This is a genomic window from Bartonella sp. HY328, assembly GCF_025449335.1.
GTDB lineage: Bacteria > Pseudomonadota > Alphaproteobacteria > Rhizobiales > Rhizobiaceae > HY038.
This window is the reverse complement of record NZ_CP104883.1, coordinates 1703244-1719140: the sequence shown is the minus strand read 5'-3', so window position 1 is coordinate 1719140 and position 15897 is coordinate 1703244. Positions and strand designations below refer to the sequence as shown.

Below are 15897 nucleotides of genomic sequence, written 5' to 3'. Positions count from 1 at the left end.
TTAATTTTTTAGAAAAATAGTAAATTCCATTAAAAATGTAACCAATTATTTGAAATTTGAAATCACAAAACCATGTCAGCATTGTGATTTTGGGTTCCAGTTTACAGTTAAATCTAGTTTAAAATCATAAAATCCGCTTTTTACCCACTTAACCCTAATTTCTTGCAATCCATCATTTTTAGCACGGAATCATATTATTAATGACGGCAAACAAAATAAAAGCTAATACTATGAGTAATCCTCCCTTAAACACTGCTTCTTGAAGTTCAGGCTTCACAGGTCTGCCGATAATACCTTCTATGACATAAAACAGCAAATGCCCTCCATCAAGAGGTGGAATAGGTAAAAGATTAAAAAGGCCTATACTCAAAGAGAAAAAAGCAATCAGTTGAACCAATTGGATAAAACCAGATTCAGTTACTTTCCAGGTAATCTGAACGCTTTTAACCGGCCCGCTTAATTGACAGCGATCTGCACGCCCCTCAATTAGGCGGCCTAAAAATTTTCCCGTTTGTATAACAATATTGCTACTTTCTTTAAAGCCTTCACCTATAGCGGAAAAAACCCCATACTCAACACGGCTGCTATTTTCCGGCGTAATCTTACTAGAAATACCGATTTGTCCAACTCTAATTTTAGAACCAGTTCCATCATCAATTGATACATTTTGCGGGACGACATTTAAATCAATGGTTTGACCGCCGCGTTCAACAACAAAGGCAATATTATCGCCTTCATGCATCATCACATAACGGTAAACTTCATTAAAGCTGGCAATTTTTTCACCTTGCACTGAAATAATTTTGTCACCTGGCTTAAATCCAGCAGCCGCAGCCGGCATGTTCGGTAAAACATCCGTAATAATTGGCGACAATATAATTCGTCCAGAAGTAAAAAATAAAATTGACAATAAAACTACAGTCAAAATTCCGTTGAATAATGGGCCTGCGAAAACCGTTGCCGCACGCCTCCATGCAGTCGCAGCCGCAAAGGAGTCAGGACGTTGGGCGCTAGCAGCGTTAGTCGTCATACTTGCAGCATCTTCGTCGCCAATAAATTTTACATACCCACCCAAGGGAATAGCGGCCACGCGCCAACGCGTACCACGTCTATCATTAAATCCCCATAATTCCGGGCCAAAACCTATTGAAAACGCTGATGCGCCTATACCGCACCATCGACCCACGAGATAATGCCCCATCTCATGGATGAAAATAATAACGACAAAGACTGCAACCACGCCAAAAAGACGAATAAAAATAGTTACAATGGAAAAAAATAAATCAAGAAGTTCCAAAAATCACCTTCAAGTACTGGAAAACATAATTCTAAAGGAGAGCGCAATCAAACACGATAAACCCCTACAATTTTTACTTTTGTAAAGGAAAATTAAAGCAGCCGAAAAGATCCAAAGCAAAAAATACCAATCTTAAATTTTTGCGTTAATCAATTAAGAGAGCCGCTTCATTGAAGATATACAAACCAAGATATCCATTTCATCGACTGATAAGTAAACCAATCTAAATTTTAAAAAAGTCCTTCGTAAAGCAGACGCACAGATATATTATCACTTTAACTATGTTTAGCAGCAATATTAAAAAATAAGCCAATCAATAGCGATAAATATTTAAATCACTTACCTACAAAGCAACTGACTTGATGCCCCTTTAGTTGTTCACATAGTTGATTAGCCGCAGCTTGATTACTGGCAACTACCCTAACGCGATAAAAAGTACCGCGTCCTGGAATGTCAGCTGCAACAATCACCACCTGACGATTACCAATGATTGAATTGGCCTGAGGCTGCCTTTTTATATCCGCAAGAGACTGCTGGGCAGCTTCGCGGCTTGGCTGCGAGCCAATTTGCACATAAAAAGTACCAGCTGGAAGGGTTGCGCCACCGACCTGAGCCGTTTGATTATGGTCAGTACCGACCACTTGAGTGGAAGTAGTTTGATGCGATGATTGAGCCGGAGCTCCCGTTGCCACATCATTAGCCGAAGCATTAGAACCTGATAAAACTGGCGATTCGCCTAATTGGTTTGGTGCAACACCATTATTATTAGCAGAAAGTGATGCTAATCCACCAACTGTATCACCATTATTATCAACTTGCGCATTTTGCGAGCTGTTAACATCAGTCTCTCCTCCTGAAGTAGAAGATAGCTGCCTATCACCCGCACCACTTTGCGCATTTGTATTGTCATCTGATAAAGATGCAGCATTACCGCCATTCCCTTGAATATCGGTATTCGCATAAACGGGTGAATCCGATTGCAAATCAACACTTGGCAATGGTTGTGGCTTTGAACTCTGCGACTGCAAATGCTCTTTAAATGTTTGACCCGGCACCAGCACATCATCACGATCATTGGCAATTATAGAATTAATATCATCACCACTTACATTTTCTCTGTCACGAATAGTAACTGTCGGCACTTCATGAACAGAAAGACTATTTTCAGTGGCCTGTAAAACGCGTGCTTCTACCGAATTGGGCTCAAGACTAGCTTCATTAGCATGGGGAGCTTGCTCATCTACCTTATCAAGATCCACTGGGGTTTCACTTTGGTCAACAAGCTGTGACTGCCCCGCTGCTGTAGTTGCGCTGTTGTCACCCCGGTTGTAAATGGCGCGATCTTCATTGACATCGGATGCAGCAGAATCTCCTTGAGGTGCAACCCTCACATCCCCCTCATCTCTATGGATCACTACGGGCTGACTAGGGGCATCACTACCCGTGAAAAATGCATAATATACTCCAATAGCAGCAAGAATTATTGCCAAAAGCCCCAACAACAGCACTATTTTCTTTACGGCTCCAGATCTTTGAACCGTATTTTTATTAGCGCCTTCTGATGCACCCCAATCATATTTACTTGCATCAGCTGCTGTTGCATCAAAAGGTAAAGATCCTTCTTGAGAATGGGCAGTATTCGTAAATCCAGAATCTTGCGTCCCACCAACTGATACATCAAGCCCTCCGGAAGAACCATGAATTGGATCACCATAGGACGTAACAGTCGTATCATGAAGGCCTGAGGATAACACGTCGGAAAACTCGTGATCTAATGCATTATCTATATTGTTAGTTTGCCTCACATCGCCATAATTAACTGATGGCAAATCAAAACTTTGTGTTTCAGGAACAGCATTTTGATCTGGACGAACTGTTCTTAGATTTGGATCGCGTTTATACCGTTTTTTTCCATCGCCTTTTATAGTAAGATTGAAATCATTAAGCGCATCCTCAAAATCGTTACCATCGTGAGTTTGCGGTGCGACTTGGCTATGTTGCGGAGTTCTATCCAAGGTAAATGGATTAACCCCACGACCTATCGGCGCGTTACTGCTGGCAGACTGGGTTTTATTTGAAGACCTATTTACCTCGACTGCATTGCTACGACCAAGAGAAAGCCCTGCTTTAGCATTCGATTTATTGGCTTGCCTTGGCGAATCCTTCACCTCACCTAGCGAGGGTAAAACAGCAACAGCCTGACCATAACCCAGAAAAGATTGTGGTTTTGTTGTCATACGCATTGGCGCAATAATTGATCCCAATGGCCGACCAGTCTCAAAATCAGATGCCTGATATTGCTGGCCGGTCTGTTGAGCAAAATCAAATTCACTATGTTCATCAACAGGCTGAGCTACATAAGTTTGCCCCTGCGACAACTCATCAACAAATTGAGGCCCCTCAACGTAATACGACTCATTTAATGCCCCTCCATCGCTCAATCCTTGTTGATTAGTGAAGCCATTTTCTCCAACAACAGTTTCATCATAGGATAATTGCGAAATGGGATCGTTTCGGTAAACACCCTCATTGGGCTCAAAACCATATTCGTTTTCAAATTGTTCAGTTTCATCAAGCGACTGCGTCCATTGTTGTCCTTCAACAGCACTATTGTCATACGATGGAGCTTCGCCAGAACCATTTGCCCAATATGTCTCTTCATCAGCAACATTATTTTGTTGGTAATTAGACGAATAAGAATGAGTACCTGCATCAAAGTCGCGATCTACTGAATAGCCTTGCGTGGGCAAAGCCTTATCATTATAAAACGCATTATCTAGCTGGCTATCTAGCTCACCTGATGCATTATAGCCATAATCTTGTGAGAGCGGCGCACCACCTGACTCGCTCCAACCATAACCTTGTGTACTATCGTCTGAATAGCTGGTCTCTGTATAAAAATTATCAGGTTGCTGCTGATCATAATTCGCATTTGTTGAATAATTTGAGCTGTCAAAAGTTCCAGCAGCAGCATAAAGCCCAGTTGATGAAACATCACCTTCATCAGACCAGTAGGCATTTTCCTGCTGCGGATAAATTGGATCATTGTCTTCTGCATAAGCATTGCCTACACCTTGACTATATTCAGATGAAGTGGAGTTATTCGCATTATATGGATTAAAACCGGCATCTTCGTTACGCCACTGATCTTGCTCAACGGGCGATGAAGCAGCATTCCTGTCAACTTGATGACCCGATGAAAGGTTGTTGCGACCCAACAAACGCGTCAATTCCATCATAGGATCTGATCCAGTGGAATTTATATTCTTTTTATCGCCAGGTTTACGCTCAAAGTCAGTCATTTTGCATCCTAATTCATCGGGCAAAGCAATATTGCCTGATTTTTAACACGTTGGCAGGCAATCTAAAGAAAAGATTCTAAATTTCAATAACCTAATTATTGACTTTATGAAATACACAGAAGGCGATTTTTCAAATCTAATTAGATCAGCAAATAAATTTCCCCGATTTTAACCCCACATTGTCAAAACTCAACAACATATTAACTATAACAAATAAGTGGGGGATATGCATCTACCAATTCCCCACTTTATGCAATTATTAAACAAATTTATTAACTTATCGTAATTGAGTTAACGCCTCAGAACCGATAATATTTAAACCAGACGCAATAATATCTCGCACGGCACATACCAAACCAAGACGAGCAAGGGTAATTTCTTTATCATCTTGCACGAAACGAAGGTTATGGGCATCATTCCCCTTATTCCAATGGGCATGGAATGCGCTTGCAAGATCATAAAGATAAAACGCAATACGATGCGGTTCTTGGTGCAACGCGCCCTGCTCAACAACTCGCGGATATTCTGCCAATTTACGAATAAGTGTTAGTTCACTTTCGTCGACAAGATGATGAAGATAAGGAGAAGTGACACTATCATCAACCTTATCAAAGCCATGAACATCGAACGCCTGACGCAAAATGGAGTGGCAACGAGCACTCGCATATTGCACATAAAACACCGGATTATCCTTAGATTGCTCGGTCACCTTATCAAAATCAAAATCAAGCGGCGCATCAGGTTTGCGGTAAAGCATCATGAAGCGCACTGGATCGGGGCCGACTTCATCAATTAAATCACGAAGTGTTACGAAGTTGCCAGTCCTTTTACCCATGGTAAATGGAACACCATTTCGATAAAGCTTTACCAATTGGCAAATAAGTACAGTTAAGTGAGCTTTATCACCTGCGACAGCTTTTGCCACAGCTTCCAAACGCTTTATATAACCACCATGATCGGCACCAAGCACATAAACCATTTCATTAAATCCGCGCTCGAACTTATCTTTAAAGTAAGCAACATCGGCGGCAAAATAGGTGTAACTACCATCGGACTTCATTAAGGGACGATCAATATCATCACCAACATCGGTGGAACGCAACAAAATCTGTTCGCGATCTTCCCAATCTTCGCTAGGCATACCTTTTGGGGGCGGTAATTTACCTTTATAAACAAATCCACGCATTGTTAGATCATTAATGGTTGATCTAATAGCTTTTTCATCATCGGCATGCAAAGTACGCTCCGAGAAAAATACATCATGGTGGATATTAATTGCAGCAAGATCATCACGAATAAGCTGCATCATTGCATTAATGACACGTTCTTTGACTAAAGCCAAACGCTGATCTTCATCCTGTTTAAGTAAACTATCGCCAAACTCTGCAACAAGCTCTTTAGCAACAGGCACAAGATAATTACCTGGATAAAGACCATCGGCAACGGGCAATGATACAAGACCCAAGGCTTCTTTGTAACGCCAAATAACAGAATCAGCCAAAACATTAATCTGCCCGCCCGCATCATTAATGTAATATTCTTTGACAACATCAAAACTTGCAAAACTTAACAAATTGGCAAGCGCATCACCAACAACTGCGCCCCGACAATGACCGACATGTAACGGACCAGTTGGATTAGCTGACACATATTCAATATTGACCTTTTTGCCAAGCCCCATGGTCGAACGACCAAATAATTTGCCTTCAACATTGATTTGCGCCAATAGGCTGCGCCAAAAATTATCCGTCAAGTGAATATTAATAAAACCAGGCCCTGCAACATTCACACTTGCAACATCATCGCTTTGCTCGATAAGTGGTACCAAGCGTGCAGCTAATTCACGTGGATTAATGCCAACAGCCTTAGCAAGAACCATAGCCGCATTCGTAGAAAGATCACCATGGGATGGATCGCGTGGAGCCTCCACAGCTACGCGCCCAAAGTCTAGAACCTCACCATCTGGCGATTTAATATCGGATTTTTCCAATATTTCTTTAACGCGCTTCTCAAATACGGTAAAAATATTCATTCACTTAATTCCATTATCCACCAGACGAGCCTTGATAGGATTCATCGCCCAAACAACTATTTCGCACTGTTTAAATGAATTTTCATGTCTGGTCAAACAGACGTTCATATTCTCTTATCGCATACTGGTCAGTCATACCTGACAAAAAATCAGAAATAACCATAGCGAGAGCTAAATCTGTTTGCCGCAAATCTTTTTGACTACTGATCTGATTTTGCCAATCAATGGGTAAAAGAGTAAAGTCATTCATATAGGCATTAAATAATGCCTTGACCATAAGTTCGCCCTTGCGCCGTTGCACCAAAACCTTTTCATGATAATATAGGTTGTCAAACAAAAATTTTTTCAAGTATTTTTCTTCATTGCGCATTTCGTTTGAAAAGCTAATTACCGCTTGATCTGCGCGATAAATATCATCGACACTTTGGGGATTAATGTCATTTAGGCGCCGAATAGATTCTTGTATTACATCTTCCACCATTATAGTTATCTGCCTGCGCACAATTTCATAGGCAACACGTTGATAGGCAACATCACCCTTATCAAAATCCGATATTTTATACCCATCATTAGCTTTATCAATGGCAGTTTCCACTTGGCTAATAAGGCGAGCCGTTAATTGGACATCTCTAAGCTGCTCGATTGTAATTAAACCTGCTCTTAAACCATCATCTATATCATGAGCATTATAAGCAATATCATCGGCAATTGCAGCGCATTGTGCTTCTGGTCCTGCGAATTGATCTAAATGCAAATCAAAAACTTTATTGAAATTTTTAATAATAGGCGAAAGTGCCTCTTTTTTGGAATATTGCCCAACCAAAGGACCATTATGCTTAACTAAACCCTCAAGCGTTTCCCAAGTTAAGTTTAATCCATTAAAGCCGGCATAACGATGTTCAAGAGCAGTTACTATATGGAGGGCTTGGGCATTATGGTCAAATCCGCCGTAAGTTGCCATCATCTCATTTAAAGCATCCTCTCCTGCATGACCAAAAGGCGTATGGCCGAAATCATGAGCAAGTGCAATGGCTTCTGCCAGCTCTTCATCAAGCCGCAGGGCGCGAGCAAGCGCGCGTGCAATTTGCGACACTTCAATGCTGTGGGTAAGGCGGGTTCGATAATGATCATCCTCAGCTGCAACAAAAACCTGGGTTTTATGTTTTAATCGCCGAAATGCATTGGAGTGAATTATCCTATCCCTATCCCTTTGGAACGGCGTTCTAGTTGCACTTTCGCTTTCTGCGATTAACCGTCCACGACTTAAAGCTGGCAGGGTAGCAAAAGCAGCTCGCGGTTCATATCCGTAACCAATACTGTTAATTTTTTCTTTTTTTGCTAATTCCATTGCACTTTACCTAATCTCGCCTTAGATTTAAAGAACGGTTTGACTTGCTTGCCAATAGGCTAGTGCATTTTCGAATAGGTATGAAGCGTTTTATTGATAAAAATGCAAAAAAACAGAGCACTAGGCACTTTACTTATCCAATTTTAAGTAAATGCGCTTTAGACGCTTACGTAAGGAATAAGACAAATGAGTGTCGCGGTATCAGATTCTGCAGCCAAGCGGATAAATTTAATCCTTGCCAAGGAACCCGATAAAACAGCTCTACGTATTTCGGTAGAGGGTGGTGGTTGTTCTGGTTTTTCTTATAAATATGAACTTGTCGATGCACAAAATGAGGACGACTTTGTTATTGAAAAAAATGGCGCGCAGATTTTAATTGATTCAATTTCTCTCCCTTTTATCGAAGGATCAGAAATTGATTTTGTTGACGATCTGATGGGACAAGCATTTCAAATCAACAATCCCAACGCTGTGTCATCTTGTGGTTGCGGTACAAGTTTTTCAATTTAGATTACATTCAATTTAGATTACAATTTAAACTACAGTGGAAAAGAGCATTTGATTTTAGCATGATCCTCTATCAATTTTGATTATTAAAGCTGTATCAAGTTAAAAGATAGCGTGTTTTCTATAAGATATACTTATCGCAACAAACCACCCAATAGTTACTTGTTTAGTTTTATCCTATCGATTAATAAAAAGAAAATTGAATTGTATTATCAATATATTATTTATAAATATTAAGAAATTTTATTAAGGTGACAAGCTTGTATTTTTCTCTCCGCTCCCTACTCATTTTAAGTTTTTCTTTATTTTGGACACCCATAGTTTTAGGGCAAACTATTAGTGGCGGAGGCAATGATGTTCATAATTTGCCTTCAATAAGCAACCCAACCTCAAATGATGGAGAAACTAATAGCTCCCGAACTGTTGATTACCCTTTCAATCCTCTGCTTGGATCAAGTACGGTTGAATTAGAGGCAAGACTTACGGAAAAATCGGCTCCAATTACCAAAGGAATTGTTTGGCGCATATTTTCGCCGACTGGCGGCAACAATGATACTTTGCCACTTATCGCAGCTAAAGAAGGCGGCAGTGTCAGTTTTAATTTGCCTGCAGGAGAATATCTTATTCATGCAGCTTTTGGCCGTGCCGGCATTACCAAAAAGATTCTTGTTGAAGACAAAAAAAACTATCATGAAAACTTGGTTTTAAATGCTGGCGGTATAGAGGTTAAAGCAACAAACCCCAATGGAAAGCTGAATGAAAGTCGGTTAACATTTTCTATTTATGCAGGGGATAACGAAAATAACGAGCAGGCCTTGATTATGCGCAACGTTAAGGCCAATGCCATAATTCGGCTTAGCGCTGGCCAATATCATGTTGTTTCTAGCTATGGAAATGCCAATGCAATTTCAAGAACCAATGTCACCGTAGAGGGCGGTAAATTAACCGAGGTAAAGCTGGAGCATTATGCCGCCCAAATAACGCTTAAACTGGTAAGGGAAGCAGGTGGCGAAGCATTAGCCGATACGAGCTGGGTTATCCAAAATGATTCTGGCGACATCGTCCGCGAAACTGCTAATGCCTATGTTTATATTGTATTATCTGAAGGCGATTATGTAGCAATTGCCAAGAATAAGGATCAGATCTACCAAAAAGAGTTTACTGTTCAATCAGGTAAAGACAGCGAAGTTGAGATTGTAGCATCACCACAAAACTATGTTCATAGTAATGGTGACTTTGACTAACACCGAGCATCAATTGGTCTTTAAATCTTGCCTATTCGATTCTTGTTCACCAAAAAATCACTTGAAAGAAATCAATATTTTAAATAATTAAAAATAATTGTTAGAGCAAAAATAAGCAGATATTTTAATTATTAATTGTTCGACTTAATTTAGCATGTTAAGCGGCAGCAGAAGGCGATTGAATATTCATGTCATGGAATAAATTGAAATGGCCTGATCTAGTCAATCTTCCAAAGCCATTAAAATGGCTATGCTTGTTTGCTTTCACAGCAATTGCCATTATTGGCCTAGAGCTTGCTCACATACCAGCAGCGCTTTTGTTAGGGCCAATGATTTCTGCTATTATCCTTGCCGTTAGTAATGTAGAAACCAAAATACCCAAACTGTTTTTTACCTTGGCACAAGGTATAGTGGGTTGTATGATTGCGCGAGCAATAAAACCAGAAATAGTTTTAGAAGTCTGGCACGACCTACCTTTATTTTTAAGTGGTGTTTTTGCGGTAATTTTCGCATCCACCCTTATCGGTTTATTTTTGACAAAAAGACAAATATTACCCGGCACTACTGCAATTTGGGGCTCTGCACCTGGAGGATCATCAACCATGGTCATCATGGCTGAAGCCTATGGAGCAGATGAGCGTCTTGTTGCAGTTATGCAATATATGCGTGTTGTCATAGTTGCCGCCCTTGGTTCTATCCTAGCTCGATTTGTTTCCCCAAGTGGCAATACAGCCTTTGAAATTGATTTTTTTCCCACCGTGTCATGGGAAGCATTTGCCATTACTTTGCTAATCGCTTTTGGCGGTTCGCTTGGTGCAAAATATTCACGCATTCCAGCAGGTGGAATGCTCGTTCCTTTTCTTATCGCTGTTTTTCTGCAAGATTTTGGTTTTATAACGCTTGAGCTGCCACCATGGATTTTGGCAACAAGTTATATAATCATTGGATGGACGGTAGGATTAAGATTTACTCGAACAATTTTGATGCATGCTTTGCATGCAATCCCAGTTTTATTCATTTCTATCGTCGCATTAATAGTTTTATGCGGAGGTTTTGCTCTTGCTTTGAGTTATTTCGCTAATGTTGACTTGTTAACTAGCTATTTGGCGACTAGTCCTGGTGGAGCCGATTCCATATCGATCATTGCAGCAAGTACAAATGTTAATTTACCTTTTGTCATGGCTTATCAATCTGTGCGTTTTATTATTGTTACCATAACTGGCCCAATCATTGCTCGTTTTAGTGCCAAATATATTTTAGGTAAAATTACCAATTAATCTTCTTGTGGAATTTCTGCCCACTTATCACGGAATAAATATTCTAATGGTTTAAACTTTTGCTTATAATCCATTTTATTAGATCCTTTTACCCAATATCCAAGATAAATATAAGGAAGCATTGTCTTTTTAGCCCGTATAATATGGTCTAAAATCATCATAGTACCTAAAGAACGCTTGGTTTGTTGCGGATCATAAAAAGAATAGACCATTGAAAAGCCGTCTGCCAAAACATCAGTCAAAGCAACGGCAATTAAACACGCCTCATTGTTATCATTTTTCTTTAAGCGATACTCATAAAGACATGTATTTATGGGACTTTCCTCAACCATAACTCGAAAATCTTCGCGACTCATATTGGCCATACCGCCATCCATATGACGACCATCAAGATAGGTGCGAAACAAAGCAAATTGTTCATCAGTAGTTTTAGGAGCAACCACTTCACACAGGAGATCACCATTCATATTGATGATGCGCTTCATAGATTGCGACATTTTAAAATCATCAACCGGGATTCGAACAGACACACATGCATTGCAACCATCACAAATTGGCCGATAAGCAATATTTTGTGAACGCCTAAAACCATTAAAGGTCAACATATTATTGCGCTCGATTGCACTTTCACCATTTAGGTAAGTAAACACCTTGCGCTCGGTCCTACCCCGCAAATAAGGGCATTTACCAGGTGCAGTCAAAAAAAACTGAGGCGTTTGTGTTAATTGATCTGTCATCAGCAATAGATTTCTTTGTGATATATTTTATTGTTTTAGCCTATTTAACAAGTGGCTATCAAGTTGAATTTATGCATAAAATCGATTATTTTTCATTTCGAGCATAATCTTGAATTTTATACTCCTGTTACTTAAATATGATAAGCTAAAAAGTGATTTTTACAGCCATTTTTAAAACACTTAATTTTGATTAATATATATAAAGGCACAAAAATACATTTTATAATGTTAAATGCTTTACAACATGCCAATTTATAATAAATTTAATTTAAGAGGCTTCACAGCTTCAAAAAATTATACTAAAAAGCAAACAAACTCACACAATTAGATTTTTATCTAAATGGCACATATTAACAACCCACCCGCATCCGTTCGCGGGACTGGAAAATAGAGGCTTTTATGTCACAAACAATTTCCCTTAAATTTCCCGATGGTTCAGTGCGCGAATATGATTGCGCGATTACAGGACTTGAGCTTGCTCAATCTATTTCCAAATCTCTAGCTAAAAAAGCCGTTGCTTTTGCTATTGATGGTGAATTACGAGACCTTGCCGATCCGATTCAAAAATCTGGCGATATTGAACTCATTACGCGTGAAGACCCTAAGGCTTTAGAACTCATACGTCATGATTGTGCGCACGTCCTTGCTGAAGCCGTGCAAGAGCTTTTTCCGGGTACTCAAGTTACTATTGGTCCTGTTATTGAAAATGGCTTTTATTACGATTTTGCTCGTAATCAACCATTTACCAGTGAAGATCTTCCTGTCATTGAAAAAAAGATGCGCGAGATTATTGCACGCAATAAGCCATTCACCAAAGAGATTTGGGCGCGCAATAAAGCAAAGCAGGTATTTGCTGATAAGGGCGAGCTTTATAAGGTTGAATTAGTTGATGCCATCCCTGAAGATCAAGATCTAAAAATCTATTATCAAGGCGATTGGTTTGACCTTTGCCGTGGGCCGCATATGACATCAACCGGCCATATTGGCAATGCTTTCAAATTAATGAAAGTTGCAGGAGCATACTGGCGCGGCGATTCTAATAATCCAATGCTAACCCGCATTTATGGTACAGCCTTTGCCAGCGACAATGATCTTAAAGAATACCTCACCATGCTTGAAGAGGCTGAAAAGCGTGACCATCGCCGCTTGGGGCGTGAGATGGACCTCTTCCATTTTCAAGAAGAAGGGCCAGGCGTTGTATTCTGGCATGCTAAGGGTTGGAAAATGTTCCAAAACTTAGTAAGTTATATGCGTCGCCGACTTGATGATGATAATTATATGGAAGTAAACGCTCCGCAGGTGCTTGATAAGTCCCTTTGGGAAATTTCAGGTCACTGGGGTTGGTATCGCGATAATATGTTCAAGGTAACTCCGGCCGGTGATGAAGCTGATGATAATCGTGTTTATGCATTAAAACCGATGAATTGCCCTGGCCACGTACAGATTTTTAAACATGGTTTAAAGTCTTATCGTGATTTACCGATTAAAATGGCGGAATTTGGTGCAGTGCACCGCTATGAGCCATCTGGCTCACTCCATGGCTTAATGCGGGTTCGCGGCTTCACCCAAGATGATGCACATATTTTCTGTACAGATGAGCAGTTAGCCGAAGAATGCTTAAGCATCAACGACCTTATCCTTTCAACTTATGCCGATTTTGGTTTCAATGAAATTATGGTCAAGCTTTCAACCCGTCCGGAAAAGCGTGTTGGTTCCGATGAATTATGGGACCGCGCCGAGCAAGTTATGGGCGATGTGTTAAAAACCATTGAAAAAAAATCAAACGGCCGTATCAAAACAGGTATCTTGCCGGGTGAAGGCGCATTTTATGGCCCTAAATTTGAATATACGCTAAAAGACGCTATTGGACGTGAATGGCAATGTGGTACTACCCAAGTTGACTTTAACTTGCCGGAACGCTTTGGCGCATTTTATATCGATAATGAATCAGAAAAACGTGAACCAGTCATGATCCATCGCGCAATTTGCGGCTCAATGGAACGTTTCTTAGGTATCTTAATTGAAAACTATGCAGGTCATATGCCGCTTTGGTTTGCGCCACAGCAAGTTGTCGTTGCAGCAATTACATCTGAAGCAAATGAATATGCCCAAAGTGTTACTGCAAAACTTAAAGCTGCGGGCCTATTAGCAACAGCCGATTTACGTAATGAAAAGATCAATTATAAGGTACGTGAACACTCATTACAAAAAGTGCCAGTTATTTTGGTTTGCGGCAAAAAGGAAGCGGAAGAAAACACTGTTAATATGCGCCGACTTGGTTCACGCGACCAAGAAGAACTAAGCTTGGTGGATGCAATTGCTAGACTCAAGCAAGAAGCAACACCACCAGATTTATTGCGTAAACAACAAGCACTTGCTTGATCTCTTAGCTACAAATAAAAAAAGGCGCTCTAAGCGCCTTTTTTATTATCTTGATATTCAACCCGTTTTATTAAACCTACTTTGGGTGCTTACAATTTAATGCAAACACCCTAAATTAAAATATAACAAAACCAGTGAGCGGTTGCCCCTTATCAAATTACTGATTTGCCTTTACATCAACCTTAAGCAGATCAATAAGATCCTTTTTCGAGGTCATAGCGGTAGAAGTAATCACTGCAAAAGGTGTACTATGATCAGGCTTTGCTGTAATCTCGATATTTTCAGGATTATCTAAATATTTGCCAATTTCGGTCGATACTTTTTCTGCAAAATCAGGATGCTGTAATGACATCAAACCAAAAGACGAAAACATCTTGAGTTGCGTAACAAAATCCTCACGCTTCATATCAGGTTCTTTTTGCAGATCAATAATTTTATTGGTAATAGAATTATCTACAAATTTGATATCAATGCTATTCAAGCTAAGCTGCTGAATTAAACCTACAATGGACATTGCAATAATTTGCTGTTGTTTATCTGTAGCAGTATTTGCTTCACTGGTAAGACGCACAAGTTCATCAGCAAGATCTTTGGTAAGACCAGCAAGACTAATCGTAATGTTCAATTGTCCTGCATCATTCATATTACCTTGAAAGGTCACATCAACATGACCATCGACAAGATTTGCAGCAAATTTATAATTACCCTGAATATCAAGCTGATTGAAGCCCATTTTGGTAAGGGCTTCTTTTTCCTTATCATTTGGCAAATTTTCTAGGTGAACTTTTAAATTGCCAAGTTCACCACCAAATTTTAATAGTTTTCCTACTTCATATTCAGAATAGCCAAAAGAAAGGTCATCCACGGTTATAGTAGACTTACCGTTTTCGTCATATGCTACTTTTTTTACCGAAATCATTCCAAATGGTAGCGTACCTTCATAGGCTGCTTCATTCTTTTCAGATTTTAGCAACATTTTGGTTATTTCGACGCCATTTATAGTGCCAACTTGCCCAATATTACTTGACGTGTCATCGCGGAATTCATCAATCACTGTGCGGCCAACAAGATAACCACCATCTTTATCTTCTTCGACATCTTGGAAATTAATTTCCTTAATGGCAACCGCTTTTTCATTCGAGGCTTCAGTTTCAATAATTTTTACATCAGAAACATTAACATTAGCGCCATCGACTGAAATTTTTCCAGCTTTGATATCGTAACCACTCTTTTTCATTTCAGTCTGAACGCGCGCAAAAAAAGCATCACCATCAAGAGCAAATGCTGGCAAAGAAAAACCTACGCCGAGAGCTGCAGTAAGAGATAATATTTTAAGTGACTTATTAATTCGTGAAACAATTTTCATAGCATAACTTTCTTAGTTAAAGATAAATAATACGTCATGACGTGGAGTTAAAGAAAGAAACCCTTATTCAATCTTAAACCTTGCCCCTAAAAGCACCCCCATGATTGCTGGATTAAGTGTTAGCAACAACAGTTTCGACCTGCAAGGCCATTCTTTAATAATAACAATTTTTAATAATGACAATTTTGTAAGATTTAACAATATCGCATAATCTTGAAAGTAAGCGATGATCTATTCTAGTGATAGATATGATGAGTGATTATGAAAATGACATAGCAAAAACATATCTTCCAAAAAAATATTAACATCATCAACATTGGGAAGTTAGTTAAAACCGCAAGCCTTCAGGCTCAGAGCCTATCACTTATGAAACCTGCCTATGTGTACGGTAAACGCATTATATTA

General features: G+C 39.7%; 10 protein-coding genes. 4 read left to right on the top strand and 6 right to left on the bottom strand.

The window, feature by feature from the left end:
* Nucleotides 1-178 precede the first annotated feature (178 nt).
* The 4 genes from rseP to N5852_RS07285 all read right to left on the bottom strand — a co-directional run bounded on the left by rseP (nt 179) and on the right by N5852_RS07285 (nt 7979).
* On the bottom strand, nt 179-1297 hold the full coding sequence (rseP, locus tag N5852_RS07300) for an RIP metalloprotease RseP (protein ID WP_262097173.1): 1119 nt from the start codon (nt 1295-1297) through the stop codon (nt 179-181).
* 335 nt (nt 1298-1632) lie between these two features.
* A complete protein-coding gene (locus N5852_RS07295; protein ID WP_262097172.1) occupies nt 1633-4599 on the bottom strand; it encodes an SPOR domain-containing protein in 2967 nt (988 codons plus the stop codon).
* Nucleotides 4600-4876: 277 nt separating this feature from the next.
* Nucleotides 4877-6631 (bottom strand): arginine--tRNA ligase, encoded by a 1755-nt coding sequence (argS, locus tag N5852_RS07290; protein ID WP_262097171.1) that lies wholly within the window; start codon nt 6629-6631, stop codon nt 4877-4879.
* A gap of 82 nt (nt 6632-6713) precedes the next feature.
* Entirely contained in the window at nt 6714-7979 is a 1266-nt protein-coding gene (locus tag N5852_RS07285; RefSeq protein ID WP_262097170.1) for a deoxyguanosinetriphosphate triphosphohydrolase, read from the bottom strand.
* A gap of 186 nt (nt 7980-8165) precedes the next feature.
* On the opposite strand from N5852_RS07285, the gene erpA reads away from it, so the two are divergent.
* The 3 genes from erpA (at nt 8166) to N5852_RS07270 (ending at nt 11007) form a co-directional block, all read left to right on the top strand.
* A complete protein-coding gene (gene erpA / locus N5852_RS07280) occupies nt 8166-8489 on the top strand; it encodes an iron-sulfur cluster insertion protein ErpA (protein WP_262097169.1) in 324 nt (107 codons plus the stop codon).
* 257 nt (nt 8490-8746) lie between these two features.
* Complete coding sequence (locus tag N5852_RS07275; RefSeq protein ID WP_262097168.1) at nt 8747-9730, top strand: RgsD C-terminal domain-containing protein; 984 nt, start codon at nt 8747-8749, stop codon at nt 9728-9730.
* A gap of 188 nt (nt 9731-9918) precedes the next feature.
* Complete coding sequence (locus N5852_RS07270; RefSeq protein WP_262097167.1) at nt 9919-11007, top strand: AbrB family protein; 1089 nt, start codon at nt 9919-9921, stop codon at nt 11005-11007.
* On the opposite strand, the gene N5852_RS07265 is transcribed toward N5852_RS07270, so the two are convergent.
* The gene (locus tag N5852_RS07265) at nt 11004-11744 is read right to left on the bottom strand and encodes an arginyltransferase (RefSeq protein ID WP_262097166.1); all 741 of its coding nucleotides are present in this window, start codon (nt 11742-11744) and stop codon (nt 11004-11006) included. The two genes, N5852_RS07270 and N5852_RS07265, sit on opposite strands and share 4 nt — an antisense overlap.
* 399 nt (nt 11745-12143) lie before the next feature.
* Here N5852_RS07265 and thrS point away from each other — a divergent pair, with 399 nt between their 5' ends.
* A complete protein-coding gene (gene thrS, locus N5852_RS07260) occupies nt 12144-14126 on the top strand; it encodes a threonine--tRNA ligase (protein WP_262097165.1) in 1983 nt (660 codons plus the stop codon).
* A 157-nt stretch (nt 14127-14283) separates the two neighbouring features.
* Here thrS and N5852_RS07255 read toward each other — a convergent pair whose 3' ends face one another.
* Nucleotides 14284-15492 (bottom strand): aq_1923 C-terminal domain, encoded by a 1209-nt coding sequence (locus tag N5852_RS07255; RefSeq protein ID WP_262097164.1) that lies wholly within the window; start codon nt 15490-15492, stop codon nt 14284-14286.
* Nucleotides 15493-15897: the final 405 nt, after the last annotated feature.

Excerpts from the sequence above, each read along its gene's own strand:
- N5852_RS07295 (WP_262097172.1), bottom strand. The coding sequence starts at position 4,599 with ATGACTGACTTTGAGCGTAAACCTGGCGATAAAAAGAATATAAATTCC.
- argS (WP_262097171.1), bottom strand. The coding sequence starts at position 6,631 with ATGAATATTTTTACCGTATTTGAGAAGCGCGTTAAAGAAATATTGGAA.
- N5852_RS07285 (WP_262097170.1), bottom strand. The coding sequence starts at position 7,979 with ATGGAATTAGCAAAAAAAGAAAAAATTAACAGTATTGGTTACGGATAT.
- erpA (WP_262097169.1), top strand. The coding sequence starts at position 8,166 with ATGAGTGTCGCGGTATCAGATTCTGCAGCCAAGCGGATAAATTTAATC.
- N5852_RS07270 (WP_262097167.1), top strand. The coding sequence starts at position 9,919 with ATGTCATGGAATAAATTGAAATGGCCTGATCTAGTCAATCTTCCAAAG.
- N5852_RS07265 (WP_262097166.1), bottom strand. The coding sequence starts at position 11,744 with ATGACAGATCAATTAACACAAACGCCTCAGTTTTTTTTGACTGCACCT.
- thrS (WP_262097165.1), top strand. The coding sequence starts at position 12,144 with ATGTCACAAACAATTTCCCTTAAATTTCCCGATGGTTCAGTGCGCGAA.
- N5852_RS07255 (WP_262097164.1), bottom strand. The coding sequence starts at position 15,492 with ATGAAAATTGTTTCACGAATTAATAAGTCACTTAAAATATTATCTCTT.